At 42.8% G+C, this 20,760-nt stretch carries 22 protein-coding genes; 9 read left to right on the forward strand and 13 right to left on the reverse strand.

Annotated elements, in window-relative coordinates; all coding sequences use genetic code 11:
- The 10 genes from AC37HE_RS11385 to AC37HE_RS11430 form a co-directional block, all read right to left on the reverse strand.
- The coding region (locus AC37HE_RS11385) for a Mur ligase domain-containing protein (RefSeq protein ID WP_500782967.1) at positions 1-560 on the reverse strand (560 nt) is incomplete at its 3' end.
- Positions 557-1,657 carry an undecaprenyldiphospho-muramoylpentapeptide beta-N-acetylglucosaminyltransferase gene (gene murG, locus AC37HE_RS11390; RefSeq protein ID WP_500782968.1) on the reverse strand — a complete coding sequence of 367 codons (1,101 nt, stop codon included), beginning with the start codon at positions 1,655-1,657 and terminating at the stop codon, positions 557-559. The genes murG and AC37HE_RS11385, both read right to left, overlap by 4 nt.
- A 30-nt stretch (positions 1,658-1,687) precedes the next feature.
- The gene (locus AC37HE_RS11395) at positions 1,688-2,899 is read right to left on the reverse strand and encodes an FtsW/RodA/SpoVE family cell cycle protein (protein WP_500782969.1); all 1,212 of its coding nucleotides are present in this window, start codon (positions 2,897-2,899) and stop codon (positions 1,688-1,690) included.
- Positions 2,900-2,940: 41 nt separating this feature from the next.
- Positions 2,941-4,278, reverse strand: a complete 1,338-nt coding sequence (gene murD / locus AC37HE_RS11400) for a UDP-N-acetylmuramoyl-L-alanine--D-glutamate ligase (RefSeq protein ID WP_500782970.1) — start codon at positions 4,276-4,278, stop codon at positions 2,941-2,943.
- 2 nt (positions 4,279-4,280) lie between these two features.
- Positions 4,281-5,531: a phospho-N-acetylmuramoyl-pentapeptide-transferase gene (mraY, locus tag AC37HE_RS11405; protein ID WP_500782971.1), complete on the reverse strand. Its 1,251-nt coding sequence runs from the start codon at positions 5,529-5,531 to the stop codon at positions 4,281-4,283.
- Between the two features lie 20 nt (positions 5,532-5,551).
- The gene (locus AC37HE_RS11410) at positions 5,552-7,003 is read right to left on the reverse strand and encodes a UDP-N-acetylmuramoyl-L-alanyl-D-glutamate--2,6-diaminopimelate ligase (protein ID WP_500782972.1); all 1,452 of its coding nucleotides are present in this window, start codon (positions 7,001-7,003) and stop codon (positions 5,552-5,554) included.
- A 1-nt stretch (position 7,004) separates the two neighbouring features.
- Complete coding sequence (locus tag AC37HE_RS11415) at positions 7,005-9,140, reverse strand: penicillin-binding protein (RefSeq protein ID WP_500782973.1); 2,136 nt, start codon at positions 9,138-9,140, stop codon at positions 7,005-7,007.
- A 51-nt stretch (positions 9,141-9,191) separates the two neighbouring features.
- Positions 9,192-9,557, reverse strand: coding sequence for an FtsL-like putative cell division protein (locus tag AC37HE_RS11420; protein WP_500782974.1), 366 nt, complete (start codon positions 9,555-9,557; stop codon positions 9,192-9,194).
- Complete coding sequence (gene rsmH / locus AC37HE_RS11425) at positions 9,554-10,456, reverse strand: 16S rRNA (cytosine(1402)-N(4))-methyltransferase RsmH (RefSeq protein WP_500782975.1); 903 nt, start codon at positions 10,454-10,456, stop codon at positions 9,554-9,556. Before rsmH ends, AC37HE_RS11420 begins: the two co-directional genes overlap by 4 nt.
- The gene (locus AC37HE_RS11430) at positions 10,456-10,914 is read right to left on the reverse strand and encodes a division/cell wall cluster transcriptional repressor MraZ (protein ID WP_500782976.1); all 459 of its coding nucleotides are present in this window, start codon (positions 10,912-10,914) and stop codon (positions 10,456-10,458) included. The genes rsmH and AC37HE_RS11430 overlap by 1 nt, the downstream gene beginning before the upstream one ends.
- Before the next feature lie 307 nt (positions 10,915-11,221).
- Here AC37HE_RS11430 and glsA point away from each other — a divergent pair, with 307 nt between their 5' ends.
- The gene (gene glsA / locus AC37HE_RS11435; RefSeq protein WP_500782977.1) at positions 11,222-12,058 is read left to right on the forward strand and encodes a lyso-glycine lipid O-acyltransferase GlsA; all 837 of its coding nucleotides are present in this window, start codon (positions 11,222-11,224) and stop codon (positions 12,056-12,058) included.
- A gap of 80 nt (positions 12,059-12,138) precedes the next feature.
- Positions 12,139-13,095: a glycine N(alpha)-acyltransferase GlsB gene (glsB, locus tag AC37HE_RS11440; RefSeq protein ID WP_500782978.1), complete on the forward strand. Its 957-nt coding sequence runs from the start codon at positions 12,139-12,141 to the stop codon at positions 13,093-13,095.
- A 67-nt stretch (positions 13,096-13,162) separates the two neighbouring features.
- Here the strand turns inward: glsB and AC37HE_RS11445 are convergent, their stop codons facing one another.
- A complete protein-coding gene (locus AC37HE_RS11445; protein WP_500782979.1) occupies positions 13,163-15,061 on the reverse strand; it encodes an amidophosphoribosyltransferase in 1,899 nt (632 codons plus the stop codon).
- A 3-nt stretch (positions 15,062-15,064) separates the two neighbouring features.
- A complete protein-coding gene (locus AC37HE_RS11450; protein WP_500782980.1) occupies positions 15,065-15,523 on the reverse strand; it encodes an SPOR domain-containing protein in 459 nt (152 codons plus the stop codon).
- A 311-nt stretch (positions 15,524-15,834) separates the two neighbouring features.
- Here AC37HE_RS11450 and AC37HE_RS11455 point away from each other — a divergent pair, with 311 nt between their 5' ends.
- On the forward strand, positions 15,835-16,200 hold the full coding sequence (locus AC37HE_RS11455) for a carboxymuconolactone decarboxylase family protein (RefSeq protein WP_500782981.1): 366 nt from the start codon (positions 15,835-15,837) through the stop codon (positions 16,198-16,200).
- A 12-nt stretch (positions 16,201-16,212) separates the two neighbouring features.
- On the forward strand, positions 16,213-16,527 hold the full coding sequence (locus AC37HE_RS11460) for a NifB/NifX family molybdenum-iron cluster-binding protein (protein WP_500782982.1): 315 nt from the start codon (positions 16,213-16,215) through the stop codon (positions 16,525-16,527).
- Here the strand turns inward: AC37HE_RS11460 and yjjX are convergent.
- Positions 16,524-17,069 carry an inosine/xanthosine triphosphatase gene (yjjX, locus tag AC37HE_RS11465; protein ID WP_500782983.1) on the reverse strand — a complete coding sequence of 182 codons (546 nt, stop codon included), beginning with the start codon at positions 17,067-17,069 and terminating at the stop codon, positions 16,524-16,526. The two genes, AC37HE_RS11460 and yjjX, sit on opposite strands and share 4 nt — an antisense overlap.
- A gap of 73 nt (positions 17,070-17,142) precedes the next feature.
- Here yjjX and AC37HE_RS11470 point away from each other — a divergent pair, with 73 nt between their 5' ends.
- The 5 genes from AC37HE_RS11470 to AC37HE_RS11490 all read left to right on the forward strand — a co-directional run.
- Positions 17,143-17,589, forward strand: a complete 447-nt coding sequence (locus tag AC37HE_RS11470) for a GNAT family N-acetyltransferase (protein ID WP_500782984.1) — start codon at positions 17,143-17,145, stop codon at positions 17,587-17,589.
- Between the two features lie 6 nt (positions 17,590-17,595).
- Positions 17,596-18,477, forward strand: a complete 882-nt coding sequence (locus tag AC37HE_RS11475) for a VIT1/CCC1 transporter family protein (RefSeq protein ID WP_500782985.1) — start codon at positions 17,596-17,598, stop codon at positions 18,475-18,477.
- A gap of 37 nt (positions 18,478-18,514) precedes the next feature.
- Positions 18,515-19,177, forward strand: a complete 663-nt coding sequence (locus AC37HE_RS11480; protein WP_500782986.1) for an AlbA family DNA-binding domain-containing protein — start codon at positions 18,515-18,517, stop codon at positions 19,175-19,177.
- Positions 19,178-19,260: 83 nt separating this feature from the next.
- Positions 19,261-20,412: an alkaline phosphatase gene (locus AC37HE_RS11485; protein WP_500782987.1), complete on the forward strand. Its 1,152-nt coding sequence runs from the start codon at positions 19,261-19,263 to the stop codon at positions 20,410-20,412.
- Between the two features lie 153 nt (positions 20,413-20,565).
- Positions 20,566-20,760: hypothetical protein (locus AC37HE_RS11490; protein WP_500782988.1), on the forward strand; the 195-nt coding region annotated here is incomplete at its 3' end.

The raw sequence follows: 20,760 nt of genomic DNA on the forward strand, positions 1-20,760 counted from the left end.
GTTACCACCGCATAATTCGGATGCAACTGCAGGAAAGAACGATCAAATTCATCGGCTTCTGCCACGAACCATTCACTCTTCGCTGAAAGCAAAAGATTAGTTTGATAGTTCTTTGATATTCCTCCCAGGAAAGCCGAACAGTCCAAAGTTGAACTTTTCAGGATATGAGCCGTCATGGTGGAAACAGTGGTTTTACCATGCGTACCTGCAACCGCACAAGTTTTACCGTTATCGCAGATCATTCCCAACACCTGGGAGCGCTTGCGAATGGTAAAGCCATTACTTTCCAGGTAAATTCGTTCCGCCAAGTCTCCCGGAACAGCAGGTGTTAACACCACCAAACAAGTTTCTTTATGCAGCGTGGACATCAGCATCTGCGGCTGATCGGAATAATGAACTGCAATCCCTTCCGCCACCAAAGCTTTGGTCAACTCGGTTTCGGTACGGTCGTAACCGGATACAGCAAAACCGGCATGCTTAAACCAGCGAGCCAGCGCACTCATCCCGATTCCACCGATTCCCAGGAAATAAACTTGTTCTATGTTGTTTAAATCTGTCATTTCTTCTTTACTTCACCCAAAATAACTTTGACAATATCGGCTGTTGCATTGGGCTTGGCTAATTTCTTACTATTCTCTGCCAGCTCCGCCAATCGTTCTTTATCTTTCACAAGGCTAAAAGCTTCTTTAAATAACGTCTCTGGTCCATCAGCATCTTTCACCATCACTGCCGCATGATTTTCAACCAAAGCCATGGCATTTTTAGTTTGATGATCTTCGGCCACATTTGGCGACGGCATCAACACCGATGGTTTCCCAAGTAAGCAAAGCTCTGAGATGGTTCCGGCACCTGCTCTGGAGATCACCAAATCAGCCGCTTTGTAAGCCAAATCCATATCGGTAAGGAATTCCATGGCCTGCAAATTTGCAGGCTGCCTTCCTGACAACCGCTCTAACATTTCTTTGTAATAAATCTTACCGGTTTGCCACACAACCTGCACTCCACTTTCGGCAATATAATCCAGGTTAGCCATCACGCTTTCATTCAAACTGCGAGCTCCAAGACTTCCACCAACCACAAAAACAACAGGTTTGTCAGCGCTCAGCTTATAAGCCTCCAAAGCCTTTTCGCGACCAACGGGCTGCAATAGATTCTGACGAACTGGATTACCGGTAACGACTAACTTCTCAGCCGGGAAATACCGCTCCATATTCGGATAGGCAACACAAATTTTCCGCACTTTGGCAGAAAGTAGCTTATTGGTTACCCCTGCATAGGAGTTTTGCTCCTGCAAAACAGCAGGCACACCGGCTTTCACTGCAGCCTTCAGAACAGGTCCGCTGGCAAAGCCACCAACACCAATAGCCACATCAGGCTTAAAATCTTTAATCACTTTACGAGCTTTGCGCATACTCTGATAAAGCATCCACACAAATTTGAACATCTTTAGCGATGCTTTGCGCGGCAAGCCCATTACCGGCAAACCAACAATTGGGTAACCTGCTGCAGGGACGCGCTCCATCTCCATTTTGCCCAAAGCCCCAACAAAGAGTATATCCACATCAGGCAGCTCTTGCTTTAGCTCGTTCGCAATAGACAAAGCCGGGAAAATATGTCCTCCGGTTCCTCCTCCGCTAATGATTACTTTTAATGTCATGATTTACCGTATTCTTATATTTTTTTCAAATTATTTCAATTCCTGATCCTCATCCGGAATATTTACAACAACTGCTGCATCAGCAGCCTCTCCTTCATTACTTTTATTTTGCTTGTTAAGATAACTAACAGACAAAATCAGACCAAAGCCGGCTGCCGTAAATATCAACGAGGTTCCCCCCATACTAATCCAGGGTAAAGGTTGGCCGGTCACCGGCATCAGCCCGGTTGAAACCGACATGTTGACAAACGCCTGAATGGTATATATTAGCACCAATCCTGTGACAAGAAAGGCCGGAAATGTTCGCGTACTTGCCCGAACAATAGCCACTCCCCGAAACAGGAAGATGAGATACAGCAATACAATAACAACTCCTCCAACAATCCCATATTCTTCAACAAAAATGGCATAGATAAAGTCGTTGTAAGCAGCTTCCATATAATTACTAACATCACTGCTTCCGGGACCTTTGCCAATTAAACCACCTTCAAAAATGGCGAGTTTGGCATAATCGGCTTGTGTTGTGCCCTCTTCAGCATCCTTATCACCAAACAGGTGATCGTCGATACGCTGGCGGAAGGTTTGCACCCGACCAAATGAATGCGGAAGGTAAGGCGCCGCAAAATACATCGTCAACGACAGTAATATTCCACCAAGCACCGTCAAACCCATATATTTAAAAGGAACCCTTGCGACAAACATCAACCCCATCATTCCCATAAAAATTACACCGGCAGTTGAGATATTTCCGATGGAAATAATACCGCAAACCAACACACTTGCGCCAAGCACCCAAAAAAATGCTTTGCGCAATTCTGCATCCGATTTCTGTCGGCTAGCCAGCATTTTAGCGCCAAACATCACTAAGGAAATTTTCGCCAACTCAGCTGGTTGAAAGCTGATAAATTTCAAATCGAGCGAGCGCGGCGTTGCTTTTCCTGTTAGTTTATATTGAATAAGCGCCAACAGCAACAGCCCAATTGTGACAATTAGCGCCGTTGGGGCTATCAGCGAATAAAATTTAACAGGCACCACATTTACCAGAAAAGCCATCACCCCAAATCCGATCAACATAAAGAAAGTATGTCGCACCAGGTAGTGAGCCGTATGTCCACCGGCTTCACGGTAGGCTAACCGTCCGGTTGCACTGTACACAATCAGTATGGAAGCCAGCGACAACACGAAAAGCACTACCCAAAGCGTGCGATCTCCTTTGATAATATCCTTCAGCGTGTATTTCATCTTTCTAATTCTACTGACTTCGTAAAAAATTCACATTCAGATTATAATTCGCGAACGGCCATTTTAAACTGCCGACCACGATCTTCGTAACTCTCGAACAAATCGAAACTTGCACAAGCAGGTGACAACAACACAATTTCACCATCTTTTGCCAGGTAATACGATGCCCGAACGGCATCTTTAATATCATCGGTCTCGATAATATCCGGTACAATGCCGGTAAAGAAATCCACAATTTTTCGATTGTCTTTTCCAAGGCATACAATCGCTTTTACCTTCTCACGAACAAGTTGCTCCAGTTCCTTGTAATTATTCCCTTTATCAACACCGCCAACAATCCATACAACCGGGCGATTGATACTCTCCAACGCATACCAGGTTGAATTGACATTTGTTGCTTTCGAGTCGTTAATAAACTCGATTCCGTGCACCTTCAGGAAACGTTCCAACCGGTGCTCTACTCCTCTGAAATCAGAAAGACTCTCTCTGATTTTCTCATTCCTGATGTTCAACACCTTCCCGGCCAGACCTGCAGCCATGGAATTATAGGCATTGTGTTTTCCTTGCAAAGCAATATCAAATATGGACATACTGAATGTGTTTTTGTTCCAATTAATTGTTAATGTATCATTGTTGATTCCGGCTCCGTCTTCCGGCGCTTCTTCGTAAGCGAAAGGAAGGCTAGTTGCCGCAATCGTTCTTTTTTTCAATTCTTCCTGAATGACCGGATCTTCGGACCAGTAAATAAAAAAGTCCGTTTCGGTCTGGTTCTGAATGATGCGGAATTTTGAGTCCACATAATTCTGAAATTTATATTCATAGCGATCGAGATGATCGGGCGTGATATTGAGCAAAACTGCCACGTCGGCTTTAAACTCATACATCCCATCCAGCTGAAAACTGCTCAACTCAATCACATAATAGTCGAAATCCTTTTCGGCCACTTGCCAGGCAAAGCTTTGTCCCACGTTTCCCGCTAAGCCAACGTTCAACCCGGCACTTTGCAGTAAATGAAAAGTCAGCATCGTGGTGGTCGTTTTCCCGTTACTTCCGGAAATGCAAATTGTTTTTGCCTTGCAATAACGACCGGCAAATTCAATCTCCGAAATCACCGGAACTCCAAGTTCACGAAGCTTCTTCACCATCGGGGCCTTCTCCGGAATTCCCGGGCTTTTGATCACCTCAACAGCCTTCAGGATTTCATCTTCCGTGTGTGTTCCTTCTTCAAAAGGAATCGCATAATTTGAAAGAACTTCTTTATATTTTGGTTTGATGAAACCGGCATCCGACACCCAAACATCAAAGCCTTTTTTCTGAGCCAGAATTGCTGATCCAACTCCGCTTTCGCCTGCTCCTAATATGACAATGCGATTGCTCATGCTTAACGCATCTTTAATGTTGCAATCGTGAATACAGCCAACACAATTCCCACGATCCAGAAGCGTGTCACAATTTTCGCTTCAGGAATGCCTTTTTTCTGATAGTGGTGATGGATTGGACTCATCAAAAAGACACGCCGCCCTTCACCATATTTCTTTTTGGTGTATTTGAAATAGCTCACCTGGATGATTACCGAAAGGTTCTCGAGCAGGAAGATGCCGCACAAAATCGGGATCAAAATTTCCTTACGGATAATCACTGCAAAAACAGCCAGAATACCACCAAGCGCCAAACTCCCCGTGTCTCCCATAAAAACCTGTGCCGGATAAGAATTCCACCACAGGAAGCCAACAGTAGCACCAATAAAGGCAGCAATGAAAACCGTTAACTCACCAATGTGCGGGATATACATGATATTGAGATAATCGGCGTAAATGATGTTACCACTTAAGTAAGCCAATATACCGAGTGTAACCCCGCTAATCGCCGAGGTTCCCGTAGCCAGTCCATCAATACCATCGGTCAGGTTGGCAGCATTCGACACTGCTGTAATGATCAGGATAATTGCCAACACATAAATCACCCAACGCATCCATTCGGCACTATCTCCCATGAAATTCACCATCCACTTGTAATCGAACTCATGATTCTTGATAAACGGAATGGTTGTTTTAGTAGACTTCACATCTTTAGTGACAAAATTCACCGCTTGCTGACCAGTCTCATTTTCTACAACAATCTCCTTAACAAAGTCGCCTTTCGCATTTTTCACTTTCTCGCGAACAACAACGTCCGGCGAAAGATACAAGGTTGACGCAACGATAACACCCAAACTAACTTGTCCTAAAATCTTGAACTTACCGGCCAAACCCTCCTTATCTTTCAGGAAAACTTTAATATAGTCGTCGATAAACCCGATGATGCCTAACCAAACTGTAGTTACCAGCATAAGAATGATATAGATATTATTCAGCTGTGCAAACAAAAGCGTAGGAATGATAATGGATGCCAATATGATGATACCTCCCATTGTTGGCGTTCCTTTTTTCTGCAGCTGACCTTCGAGTCCCAGATCTCGGATCTCTTCTCCAATTTGTTTCTTTTGGAGCATCCGAATGAGCTTCTTACCAAAGCCCATTGTAATAAACAATGAGGTTATAATTGCGGCTGATGACCGAAACGAAATGTATTGCAACATCCCGATTCCCGGAATATCAAACTGCTTTAACCATTCATATAATAAATCAAACATCGTCTTCTTTTTTCTGGGTTCTACTGATTAAAAATTTCGCGAATAACTTCCTTGTCATCAAAGTGATGTTTCACACCATTGATTTCCTGGTAGTCTTCATGTCCTTTACCGGCAACTAAAATGATATCGCCTGGAACTGCCAACATACAGGCTGTGCGAATCGCCTCTTTACGGTTGACAATCGACAACACTTTTCTGCGCTGATGTGCCTCAACACCAACTTCCATGTCGGCAATAATTTGTTCCGGCACCTCGGTGCGCGGATTATCGGATGTAAGAATCACCTTATCGCTCTGCATAACGGCCTCTTTAGCCATCACCGGACGTTTGGTTTTATCGCGGTCGCCACCGGCACCAACAACAGTAATAACCTGTTCATTGCCTGTGCGTATTTCACTAATCCCGCTCAACACATTCTTCAATGCGTCGGGTGTATGTGCGTAATCCACAATGGCATATTTTCCATCAGGCGAGCGCAAAATTTCAAACCGCCCGGCAACAGGACGAAGCTCGCTAATAAGTGGCAAAACCTTGTCTGGCTGTTCATCCAAAAGAATGGCAGAAGCATAAACTGCCATCAGGTTGTAAGCATTAAAGATTCCTGAAAAATGTGTCCAGACTTCCGTACCATCGATTAGCAACAACATACCATCAAGATGTTTCTCGAGCACCTTACATTTAAAATCGGCCAACGACTTCAATCCGTATGATTTTTGCAATGCTTTCGTATTTTGAAGCATAACCTTGCCATTTTTCTCATCAGCATTTGTAAGTGCAAAGGCCGTAGCTGGCAGGTTATCGAAAAATTTCTTTTTAGCCTTCAGGTATTCAGCAAAAGTTTTGTGATAATCCAGGTGATCATGTGTCAGGTTCGTAAAAATTCCTCCCTGGAAGGCAATACCGGCAATCCGATCCTGATGAATTGCATGCGAGCTAACCTCCATAAAGCAATATTCACAACCAGCCTCAACCATTTTGGCCATCAACGCCTGAATCTGTAATGAATCCGGTGTAGTATGCGATGAAGAAAACTCTTCTTCTCCCACGTAATATTTAATGGTTGATATCAGACCAGCCTGATACCCCAATTGAATAAACAGCTTATATAATAAGGTCGCAATCGTTGTTTTTCCGTTCGTTCCGGTGACCCCCACCACCTTCAGGTTTTGCGACGGATTTCCATAGAAATTAGCAGCCATTAAGCCTAAAGCAGCAGCTGTATTTTCAATCTTCACCAGTGCTGCCGCCCCAACTTCAACATCGCTGCGTTCAGCAATAATCGCAACAGCTCCACTCTCAATAGCCTTTCCAATAAAGTCGTGACCATCGACATGCGTTCCGGTTGTCGCCACAAAAACGTCACCCGCTTTTACCTTTCTCGAGTCAAACTGAATCTGGCTAACGGCAGTCGAAAGACTACCGGCAACCAGTTCATGCTCAATTCCTCTTAATATACCCTCTAATGTTTTCATTTTAACTCAACTCCAAATAGATAGTTTGACCTTTACTTATCTTATTTCCTGCTTTCAGCGACTGCCTACTCACTTTTCCCAAACCCCTCATTTTCACGCTCAAGCCTGACTTTTCGAGCAAAAACAAAGCATCGCTAGCCGTCATCCCCACCACATTCGGCACAACACCTGTTTTAATCTCACGACTATTAACAGCTGTTGTTTTGTCGGAGACTTCCAGCTTTGCCAAATCTCCATCGAACTGATCATCATCGACATCCAGACCCAGTTCCTCCGAAGCTTCAAGAACATCGGAACAAAATCCATTATCGACTATCTGTACCGGTTCAGCCTCATGAGGCTCATCCGTTTTTGAATCATTTTCATCATCCCGTGGTTCGAGGAAAGAGGCATAAACCTTCGACACAACCTCTTTAAATACAGGCCCAGCCACCGAGCCTCCATAGTAAAGCCCCTTGGGCCCAACCACAACCACAATGATTGAATATTTAGGATCGTCAGCCGGGAAATACCCGCAAAATGATGCTTGGTATTTTTTACCACCTTTCGAGTAACCTTCATTGTCGTAAGCAACCTGAGCAGTACCTGTCTTCCCAGCTATCGGGAAATGCGGATTTTGCAGTGCACGCCCCGTTCCTTCTGTACAAACCCCTTCCAGCATCGCTTTTGCCTTGGATAAAGTTGAAGCTGAACAAATGGAAGGATTCAACACTTCGGTGTCGAACTTGCGATAAAGCAAACCATTTTCGCGAATCTCTTTCACAAATCTCGGTTTCACCATTCGACCTCCGTTTGCAACAGCATTATAAAAGGTTAAAGTCTGAATCGGCGTTAATTTAATTTCGTAGCCATACGATATCCAAGCCAGTGAAGGCCCCCACCAAACATTATCGGTCGGATATTTAATATAGGGCACACCCTCGCCGGCAAAGCCCAAACCCAATGGTTTGTTTAATCCGAAATTATAGATCCGATCGATAAAATCGCGTTCATGACCTTCGTAGTATTTTGTAATAACCTTGGCAACACCAACATTGGAGGATAACTCCAGAATTTGTTTCACATTGATAGCACCATGTCCACCATGTCCATAGTCACTATCGTAAATTGTTTGGCCTTTATAGTCCCAACGACCAATTCCCGTATCAAACACATCAGTCGTATCTACATAACCATCCTCCATGGCTACCATTAGAGAAACCAACTTAAAAGTTGAACCAGGCTCGCTACACCCTGCATGTCCCAAAGCGTAATTATAGCTTTCTCCATAAGTACCATCCTTACGACGGCCAATATTTGCAATTGCCTTTACATCGCCGGTTGCAACTTCCATCACAACTGCAGTTCCCCATTCGGCCTGCGACTTATCCATTTGTCGCATCAAGGCATTCTCTGTAAAATCCTGTAAATTGACATTCAACGTTGTAATTACATCCCGCCCGTCCTGCGGGTCGGTAATCGGAACATCAACCCAATGTCCGGAATAGTTTTTCTTCAAGGCCAATCCGTTAACACCGGCAAGCTCGTTCTCCATCAAGCCCTCAATGCCGGAATACCCCACATTACCATGAATACCACCATACGCTCCTTTATTTAATGTTCCAATTGTACGGCTAGCCATATCGCCATGAGGCATAATACGCTCGCTATCGCCAATCACAATCAATCCACTTCCAAAATTGGATTGCTTCAACATCTCCAGACGCTTAAAATCCTGTAGCTGATTATAATTAATCCGATCAGGATAAATCAAGAACCAACGACTGCCTTTTCTGAATGCAGCATTCAACCGTTGTTTAAACTGATTTTTGGAGATTCCGAAGAACTTTGCCACCTCTTCGCAAAAGGCATCGCTTTTCTCCGAGTAATCTCGAACAATACGGGGAGCTTTCAAATCGAACCTCAACTCGTAATACGGGATTGAGGTCGCCAGAATACTTCCATCATCAGCACAAATGTTACCGCGCTTAGCTTGAATTTCGGAAGTCGATGATTTCAGATTTTTGGCAATCTCCTCCCACTTTTCGGTATCTATATTCTGAATCATGAACAGTTTCACCACAATTGTTGCAGTGAGTGCCATGACCATAAAATAAATGATCCCAAAACGTAAGGTTATGTACTTTCTAATCTCCATTCAACAAACCGAATTGACAATATTCTTTATCTCAACAACGACTACTGTCGCCTATTTTTCCAACTTCTCTACTTTAAGTTTGCGTGCCGGTTCCTGCGGTTCAATTAAATCCAACCCACTATCGTAAACTTTATTGGCAATCGTTGACGGCCGATTCATCCGCATGAGTTCCGTTTCAAATGTTACCGATGATGCACGCAACTCTTTAATCGAATCCTGAACAGCCTCCATGTCGGTCAGTGTTTTCTCCGACCAGTAACGATTAGCGATTACCAAAATGAGCAAGAACACCACATACAATACAAAAGGAATCTGACTCAGCGCTTTTTCACTGGCCAGAATACTCCCCCCCAGAAAAGATTTCAGGATTGGACGCCTGCCCTTCGCCTTCTCTTTATTTGATGACTCTTCACTCATAGCTTTTCTGCAATTCTCAGTTTCGCACTTCTGGCTCTCGGATTTCGTTCAATCTCTTCCTCCGTGGGAACAATCACTTTTCGGTTGACCGCCTGCAAACTCGAGGTCACATTTCCAAAGAAGTCTTTTTCCTGCTTCCCTTCGAAGTTTCCGGTTTTGATAAAATTCTTCACCAAACGATCTTCCAGCGAGTGATAAGTAATCACCACCAAACGACCACCCGGCTTCAACAAATCAGCGCTTTGCTCCAAGAATTCCTTCAGCACATCCAGTTCACCATTCGTCTCAATGCGCAAAGCCTGAAAAACCTTGGCTAAATATTTTGTTTCCGTTCTTTTCGGCACGCAAGGTGCGATTGATTCTTTAAACTGATCAATGGTCTTTATAGGACTCACTTGCCGAGCGGAGATAATCTGTCGCACCAGCCGTCGGGCATTTTCAACTTCGCCATAATCTTTAAAAATCCGAATCAGGCTTTCTTCGCTCTCCTGGTTGACAACATCTGCAGCCGTGCGCGAGGAATCACGATTCATACGCATATCAAGCTCTCCTGAAAAACGAAAGGAAAAACCCCGTTCAGCAACATCAAAATCATGCGAAGAAACCCCCAAGTCGGCCAAAATTCCATCAACCAGCTCAACTTCTTTAAAGCGTAAAAAATTCCGGATGTATTTAAAGTTGTGTCGTATAAAAATAAAGCGTTCGTCATCGAACGCATTTTCTGCAGCATCTTCATCCTGATCGAAAGCAAACAAACGACCGTGATCGAGATTCTTTAAGATCTCACGAGAGTGACCTCCACCGCCAAAAGTAACGTCAACATAATCGCCGTCCTTCTGAATATTCAGCCCCTCAATACTTTCACCCAACAAAACCGGTACATGATAAACCTGATCCACTAGAATTCCTCCAAATCCCCAAAATGTTTCCCAAACAAATCGCCGTAATCACCCATAGAGCTAATGTAAGCATCGTATTCAGCAGCATCCCACAAACGAATGCGTTCGCCCTGACCTACAAACACCACATCTTTTTTGATCCCAACTTTTGCCAAAAAGTTATTCGGGAAATTCATTCGACAACTATCCGGCACCTGAACAACCTTAAAACTTCGGTAGATCATATCGAGCAAACGACTCTGCTCGCGGTTATTCCTGTTCAACTTACTGGTAAAATACCCCAGCCGCGTCTCCCAGGCTTCCATCGGATAGATATTTAAGCACTTCTCATAAGGATCCACTTCGATGGCCATTTGGCCACCGGGAATACCTCCTCCCATTTCATTCTTATAATCGGCAGGCAGAACAACGCGTCCTTTTTCGTCAAATGTTGCTTTTTTTTCTGCTGAGAAGTTCATATGCTAAATGCCTATTTCCCAATCGTAAAATTATAAAATTTCACAGCAAAAATCCACTCTATTCCACTTTCAGTCACTTTTATCCACCTTAAATCTCCGGAAGATCTGTTCACTGACTGTTCATAAAGCAACACAATCCGTTCATTAAATCCAAACAGGCATTGTTTTTCAGCTTTTTACATTGTTGATAAGTTATCAACACCTGTTAATAAAACACCTTGGAAAAACTTCAACATTCCCCCTCACTACTTCACCTGTCACACTTCAGGAATATTTTCCTATTTTCGAATTAAATTCAACTCAAAACATGGAAGAGCAAGCAAAAAATAAATTAAAACCGATCAACATAAAGGCACTCTTCAAGGAAAAGAATCCCAAATTGGCACGCCTCATACCCGGTTTTATTTACAGATATATTAACCGGATTGTACACGTTGATGAATGCAACGAGATCATCTCCAATTACGGACACCTTGAAGGAATTGAGTTCGTACAGAAAACAATTGAATATTTCGGGGTACAGGAAAAAGTGACAGGATTGGAAAACATACCGGAGGAAGGTCGTTTTATTTTTGTCGCGAACCACCCTCTTGGTGGCTTTGACTCACTATTACTCATGAGTAATGTATATAAAAAGCTGGGGAATCTTCGTTTTCTAGTCAACGATGTTCTCATGCAAATAAAGCCACTTGCCCCAGTATTTGTCCCCATCAATAAACACGGTGGCCATAGCCGGGCTGCAGCAAAACAAATTGAAGCGACCTACCAATCTGATAAACAAATATTAATCTTCCCTGCCGGCTTAGCAAGCCGCAAAATCAAAGGTGAAATCATAGACACCGACTGGAAAAAGCATTTCATTCAAAAAGCAGTCGAACACAAGCGTGCAGTCATTCCTGTCCATATCAGCGGACATAATTCAAACTTTTTCTACAGGCTGTCAAACTTTAGAAAAGCTATCGGCATCAAATGGAACATCGAGATGTTCTACCTGGCAGACGAAACGTTCAAGCAAAAGAACAAGACTTTTCAATTAACCTTTGGCCAACCCATTTCGTACGAAACATTCGACAGTAGCAAAACACAAAAGGAGTGGGCCGACGAAGTTCGCCGGGTATTGTATCAACTTTCCAATAAAGCCTAGTTAATATTGAAGCACTTCCAAAACCTACTGTAAATATTTTTTTATAGTTTTGTGGATCATTTAAATCAAGCATAAAGATTATGAAGGAGATTGCTGCACCCGTTGCAAAAGAAGCAATTCTGGACGAACTGACCCCAGAGAAGCTTTTAAGGAAAACAAACAAAGGTGCTAATGAGATCTACGTGGTTACTTACCACGATTCCCCAAACGTTATGCACGAAATCGGACGCTTGAGGGAAATTACGTTTAGAGAAGCAGGCGGTGGAACAGGTAAAGATCTTGACATCGATCAATACGACACACAGGAAGCACCATACAAACAGTTGATCGTATGGGATCCTGACGCACAGGAAATTCTGGGAGGATACCGCTACTTAATATGCGACGGATTATCGCGGGACGAAAACGGTGAAGTAGAACTGGCAACAGCTCGCCTGTTTCATTTTTCCGACAAATTCCTGGAAGATTATATGCCGCACACCTTGGAACTAGGGCGTTCTTTTGTTCAACCGGCCTACCAATCCAGTAAAGCCGGAGCCAAAGCCCTGTTTGCATTAGACAACCTTTGGGACGGATTGGGAGCACTGACTGTTGACCATCCGGAAATCAAATATTTCTTCGGGAAAGTGACGATGTATACCCATTTCAATATTGATGCGCGCAACCTGATTCTTTTCTTCTTCGACAAGTACTTCAATGATTCAGAAAAATTGGTCTATCCCAAAAATCCTATTGATCTGCACATGAACAAAGAAGAGATCGAGAAGATTTTCTGTGGCGGATCTTACAACGAAGATTATCGCATTCTGACACAGAAAGTGCGCGAGCTCGGAGAGAACATCCCTCCACTGATTAACGCATACATGAACCTGAGCCCTTCAATGCGAACTTTTGGAACCGTGCTGAATGATCGATTTGGAGATGTTGAGGAAACTGGCATCATCGTTACAATTAAAGACATTTACGACGCCAAACGAGATCGTCACATTGAAACTTACATCAAAGATAAAGGCGATAGCTTCCCAGAAATCAAGTAATTTCAAAAGACACAGCATAAAAAAAGCAGGCCGCAAAAGCCTGCTTTTTTCGTTTCTATATTTTGTATTAATATGCTCTACCTTCGAAGCCTTCTACAAAGTTAATGAAAGACGTATTCACAACTTTATTTCCACCCGGGGTTGGATAGTCACCGGTGAAATACCAGTCGCCAGTATCATTCGGGCAGGCTTTATGCAAGTTCTCCACGCTTTGGTAAACAACCTCTACCTCCGCCTGACAACCTTCCGGCTTCAACAATTCTGCAATCTTCTCAGAGATTTGCTCTGGTGTAAACTGACGATAAATCTCTTTTACGTAGTTCACAATTTCTTCTTTCGGAAGGTTTTCCTGAGCCTTACATTTATTGTAAACCTCATCAATGATATGCTCTTTATTGTGATCTTTCAACAGCTCGATCGCAGCATTAAACGCAATAAATTTACCCAAAACAGCCATATCAATTCCGTAGCAGTCAGGATAGCGAATTTGCGGTGCTGACGAAACCACGATAATACGTTTTGGTTTTAATCGAGCTAATATCTTTAGAATACTCTTTTTAAGTGTGGTTCCACGAACAATTGAGTCGTCAATGATCACCAATGAATCGGTATTTTCTTTAATCACCCCGTAAGTCACATCATACACGTGAGCGACCAAATCATCACGGCTAGCATCGTCGGCAATAAAAGTACGCAGCTTTACGTCCTTAATTGCAATCTTTTCAACGCGCGGTTCCAAAGAAATAATATTCTCCAGATCTTCCTCCGTAATATTTCCGTTTTTAATCCGGATTTGCTCCTTTTTCCAAACCATCAGGTGATCGCGAACACCTTGCATCATACCGTAGAATGCTGTTTCCGATGTATTTGGAATATAAGAAAACACCGTATTCAACATGTCAAATTCAATGGACTTAAGAATAGTTGGCGCCAACAAGTGACCTAAAGCTTTACGCTCCTGGTAAATATCTTTATCGCTACCACGCGAGAAATAAATACGCTCGAACGAACATGATTTCCGCTTATGCGGAACACGAACAAACTGAGTTGACACACTTCCATCCTTCTTAATAATTAAGGCTTCTCCCGGTTTGATTTGGTGAACATCTTCACCTTTAACATCCATCACTGTCTGAATTACCGGGCGCTCTGATGCCACCACAACAATCTCATCGTCAATGTAATAATGAGCCGGACGAATTCCCCATGGATCACGGGCAACAAATGCATCACCATGACCAATCAGACCTGCCATTGCATAGCCACCATCCCAGTCTTTACTGGCATTTTCAACAATACTTTGCACGTCTAATGTTTTCTCAATTAGCGGAGAAATTTCGCGATTTGAGAAACCTTCATTTTTATATTGGCGGAAACGAAATTGGTTTTCCTCATCCAGGAAGTGACCAACCTTTTCCAAGGCAGTTACTGTATCAGTATAATTCTTCGGATGCTGTCCTAAATCGATCAATTTCTGGAACAATTCATCAGTATTGGTCAGGTTGAAGTTACCAGCCAAAACCAAAGTTCTGGATTTCCAGTTATTTTGACGCATCACCGGGTGCACAAATTCAATGCTGTTGTTCCCGAACGTTCCGTAACGAAGGTGTCCCAGATACAATTCACCAGCAAAGGGTAAATTTTCGTAAACCCATCCCAGATTATTGATATCTTTTCCGGCCTTCATAGCCTTTTTTACAGGCTTCCCAACTTTATCAAAAACATCTTTAATCGGGTTTTGCTCCACCGAACGATAACGGTGAATGTATTCCTGACCTGGTTTCAGATTTAACTTAACACTCACTACACCGGCCCCATCCTGCCCGCGATTATGCTGCTTTTCCATTAACAGGTAAAGCTTGTTCAAGCCATATTGCCAGGTACCATACTTTTCCTGATAATAACTCAATGGCTTTCTTAACCGAATCAGGGCAATACCACACTCGTGTTTTATTAACTCACTCATTACTTACTTTGAATCTGTGTATAGTTTGGGAAATTGAATAATATCCGGAACGATAAACGCATTCGGATAGTTCTTTTTAATTTTCTCTTTAAGCTGCAATGCCTCACTCTTGGTGCGGCAATCTCCAACCCGAATTTTAAAATCGGGACTCGAGAAGGACATATACGCCGGAATATCCGGATAGTTGGTTAAAAAATCGGTACGCACATTCATTGCCTTCTCACGTGCTCCAACTCCGGAACTAAAAAAGATCTCCAGCCGATACCCATCGGCTCCATTCTTTCGTTGGTTCATCTCTTTGTGAATAATCAGTAAGCTATCGATCCGACTATCCTGCTGGACATCGATCCGATTCAGGATTGAATTTTCCGTGGAAGTAGGAACCGGATTGTAGGGATTTTCCTGAGCATAACCGCTCAACTGAAACAAACAGATAATAATCCCAACAATTAATAACTTCATACAGGCAATTTTTAAAGGGGCAAATATAGTTGTAATTGATTTAATACAAGAATTGATTGAATCCAATAAATGACAAATTTCAAAAAAATTCACAATAAACTTCCTCATCCCCCTTCTCGTAAACAATTCTATTTTAACCAAATCAGTAAATAATAGTTGCGACCAATAAGCAGGAAGTCATGTCAGCAAGGCTTTTGGTCCATTTTTAAGCACAAACAAGAAAATGGGGATTTTAAGCCCGATTGTCGAAACCAAATATTAGATTTGAACGGCAAACAAAACCGTTTCGAGAAATTAACAGAAACAAAGGCATGGGAGATTTGATAAATGATTTCAGAGATTACCGGGAAAAAATGAATGAAAAAATCCTGGGATCGAACAATAAGGTAATGAAACGCATCTACAGTGTCGACACGTTGGCCTATCAGGAAGGTGCTTTATCAGTGTCAACCAAAGAAATGCTGGGGCTTGTCTCCTCTATGGTTTTACGTTGCGACGACTGCATAAAGTATCACCTGGAGAAATGCCACGACCAAGGAATTACCAATGAGGAAATTTTCGAAGTGTTCTCCATTGCAAACCTTGTTGGCGGAACAATTGTTATTCCTCATACACGCCGGGCTGTTGAGTACTGGGAGGCCCTAAATGAAAAAGACGGAACAAATACAAAATCATAAATTGAAAACACCATGATCGCAATTAGTGCAACCGATAAGAAATTGACTACAAGCATGGACATTCGTTTCGGACGTGCTCCGTACTTCCTTTTGACCGATGGAGAAACAAGTCGTTTTGTAAGTAATCCGTATTGCAACGAAGAGAATGAAGTCGGCTCCCGGGTTGTTGAATTCCTAAAGGGAAAAGAAGTTACCCGAATTGTGACCGGCGAAGTTGGCCCTAAGGCGAAAGCAAAACTGGATGAATTAAAAATTCAGATTATTATGCTTTCCGAAGATAAAATCAGCCTGCAACATGTGCTGAAAAAGATGAACCTTAACCGCTAGTGAACAGATACTTTCGAAGCTGGATAAAGCTCCCGATTCATGTAAGGAATTAATGCAAGTAACACAGCTTGTTCATAAAGCTTTTCCCGGGTAACCAAATCTTGTGTCAGCAGGCCGACCGCGCCGTTTTGCTGCTTGGAGTTATTCTTCTTAAACACTTGATCATCGGCATCGCCCAGTTCCATTCCTTCAAAAATCAATTGGCTGACTTCGGGAGGCAATTCAAAGGTTGCCGTTCGCGCGAGCGAATCAAAATCAGTATTTGAAATAGCAATCCAGGCAAATGCAAAAAGGCGGTCTCCAACACGATCAACACCCCCTTCGATGCCAACATAAAAGTCAGTACCCGGTTCAAGTTCACTGGCTCGGTTCGCTCGGTTAACAGCCCCTTGCCTCGTTTCTTCTTCACTCATTGGCTGATCAGAAACACCTGAAGGAACAGAGATTCCCACAACTTCAACTTCAGCGTCATAGTACCGACGAAATGAATTTAACACAGCATTAACTTTTACCGGATTTTGGGAAGCAACAACAACTTTCATTCGAGAATTATAATTCGTTTAGATCAATAAAACTAACTTTACTAATTCAATTTTCAAACTTAATAATTTTAACATGTTTATTCGGAAAGCAAATCCCGAAGATGCATCAGCCATTGCAGGCTTCCAACAAGCAATGGCTTGGGAAACGGAAGAACTTAAATTAGACGAAGAGGTTTTAACCAAAGGTGTTAAAGCTGTTTTCGACGACCCCGCAAAAGGCAATTACTACGTTGCCGAAAGCAATGGCAAAGTCGTTGCATCACTGCTAACAACCTTTGAATGGAGCGATTGGAGAAACGGCACTGTTCTGTGGATTCAATCGGTTTATGTTGTCGCCGAGTATCGTCAAAAAGGAATTTATAAGGCCATGTACAAGCATATACGCGACATGGTAGAACAAACAGAAGAACTAAAGGGCATTCGTCTTTATGCCGAAAAAACCAACCAAACAGCACAACTTGTTTACGAAAAAGCAGGAATGACTGCAGAGCATTATCTTTTGTACGAGTGGCTAAAATAATTTAGAATGGAACGCAAAGCTCTCTCCCCCGAAACCCGAAAGCAATTAATTATTGCTCAACGAAATGAAATTACCGAGTACCATATTTACAGCCGGTTAGCGAAGAAAATAAAAGATCCGGAGAATGCCGATACGCTAAACAAAATTGCGGAGGATGAACATCGTCATTATAAAATCTGGATGAAATATACCGGCCGCGAAGTTAACCCCAGCAAATGGGAAATCAGTAAGTTTTACTGGATTGCCCGTATTTTCGGGTTAACCTTTGGCGTAAAATTGATGGAAAAAGCTGAAAACAGCGCAAAAGTCAATTACGCCGAAATTGGCCAGGAAATTCCGGAAGCCATCAAGATCGGGAAAGAAGAAACCGAACACGAGCACCAGCTGATTGCCATGATTAAAGAAGAAAAACTGGAATACATCGGCTCCATCGTACTGGGACTGAACGACGCTCTTGTTGAAATACTAGGAACATTGGCCGGTTTAACTTTTGCCCTTCAAAATACGACATTAGTCGCCTTGGCCGGAATTATTACCGGTATATCAGGAGCGCTGTCCATGTCCTCGTCTGAGTATTTGTCGCACAAGTCGGAAGGAAATCACGAAGGGGCGCTAAAATCGGCTATATGGACAGGCATCGCCTATATCTTTGCCGTCGTTTTTCTGGTCGTTCCCTACTTAGTGTTTACCTCACCATTTATAGCCTTGCTTGTTGCCGTTTTCGACTCTGTTTTTGTCGTCTTCATATACAGCTATTATATTTCGGTTGCCAACGATCAACCATTCCGGCAACGCTTCGGCGAGATGGTTGTTCTGAGTACCGTGGTGGGATTAATTTCGTTTGGATTAGGATATTTGGTTCGAATCTTGTTCAATATTGATATCTAAACAATTCTTTTTTCAAATCCAGGCATAAGTTGTGCGTATGAAACTGATGAAGATGATACTGGAGGGAGAGCACCAACAACAGGATTTCAAATATTGTATCAGCGACTCTCGAAAAATTGCCAAATCGCTCGTTGCATTTGCCAATACCGACGGTGGACGTCTACTAATCGGAGTGAAAGATAATGGCAATATTGCTGGTGTACGCTCCGAAGAAGAGTATTACATGATTGAGTCGGCAGCCAAAATTTTCAGCAAACCGGAAATTGAATTCAGTTCGCGACAGCATTTCGTAGATAACAAAGTGGTGCTCGAAATTATTGTTGAAAGTAGTCCCAATAAGCCACACTTTGCCAGAGACGAAAATGATAAATGGTGGGCTTATTACCGCCATCGTGATGAAAACAAGCTGGCAAACAAAGTGATGATCGAGGTATGGAAGAAACAGAAACGGCCAAAAGGAATTTTCATTAACTACTCTAATGATGAAAAATTCCTGCTCGATTATCTCTCTAAACACCCGGATATCACACAATCGGCTTATTCCCGAAAAGCCGGGATAACCTATAAAGAAGCTGAACGAATTCTTTCAGACTTTATCGTATTAGGAATTTTAAATCTTGTATTTACAGACAAACAGATCAGCTATGGACTGGCCGATGATTTTGACCGGGAAAGCTGGGATCAATCGAAGCCAGCCTGAAAAATTTCACACTTTTGTAATTAATGCTTCACCTCACTGCACATAGAGTATCTTACTTTTAGTGCTTCTGAAAAACAATGACAATGAAAAAACAATTTTTGCTGGCGATTGCCATTTTATTTACGAGCAGTTTGCTAGCTCAGGAAAACTACAAAACAGTTACCAAAGAGGACTCGTTAAAAACCTACCACGGAAACATTACCTACCCCGTGAAAACCTATCAGGAGTCCCCAAAATCCAAGACCCCCAAAAACATTATCTTCATGATCGGTGATGGTATGGGTACGGCTCAAATTTATGCCGGATTGACAGCGAATCACGGAAGACTTTTTCTGGACAACTTCAAGCATATCGGCTTTTCCAAAACACAATCAGCCGACAACTACATAACAGACTCTGCAGCAGGAGGTACAGCCCTTTCGAGTGGCTACCGCACATACAATGGCGCTATTGGTGTTGATACGGATACCATCGCACACCCAACAATGCTCGAAATTGCCGAAGAAGAGGGTAAATCAACCGGTTTGGTTTCAACTTCAGCCATCACGCATGCAACTCCTGCTTCATTCATTGCACATCAACCCTCGCGTAACATGTACGAGGCGATTGCCGCTGATTTTCTAAAAACAGACATTGATGTTTTCATTGGTGGTGGCTACAAACATTTCACCGACCGTAAAGATGGTAAAGACTTAACCGAAGATCTCAAGAAAAATGGCTACACCGTATTGCAGAACATGGATGAGATTGAAAAAGTGAAATCAGGTAAGCTAGCTGGGTTAACAGCGGCAGAGCATAACCCGGTAGCATCGGAACGCGACAACATGTTACCCCGAGCTACAGAAACAGCACTAAACATTTTAAGCAAGAATAAGAAGGGCTTTTTCATGATGGTTGAAGGCTCACAAATTGACTGGGGTGGCCACCAAAATAACACCAACTATGTTGTTGAGGAAATGCTCGACTTTGATCAGTCCATTGGGAAAGCCCTGGAATTTGCTGCCAAAGATCGCGAAACCTTGATCATTATCACAGCAGATCATGAAACAGGAGGAATGGCCCTTACCGGTGGCAATATGAAAACCGGCATGGTAAAAGGCTCATTCATCTATGGTCATCATACCGGAGTAATGGTTCCGGTCTTTGCTTTTGGCCCGGGAGCGGACCAATTTACCGGGATCATGAAAAACGAAGAAATCGGCAAAAAACTGATCTCCCTGATCGAATCGAATTAAGCCACAAAAAAATATTTAACACCCAAGCCCATGGTTGCAAAAGCATTCATGGGCTTGTTTCATCTTGCAAAGCCGCTTTAAAACCCTCAACAGCTCAAATTTGCCTTATACCAACCACTTTTTTTGTAATTTTGCATCTCAAAATCTAGTGGAATGTATTACTATACGATCATCGTGCTGGCTATGGGATTATCGGTTGACTCATTTGCAGTATCAGTCACCAGTGGCTTAAGTCTGCCCAAAATTCGTTTTTTTCAAGCCGTAAAATTAGCTTTCCTTTTAGCTTTATTCCAAGCTGTCATGCCGGTTATCGGATGGCTGCTTGAAAACAGCATTCGTAATTATATA

This window comes from Mangrovibacterium sp. (assembly GCF_059905295.1).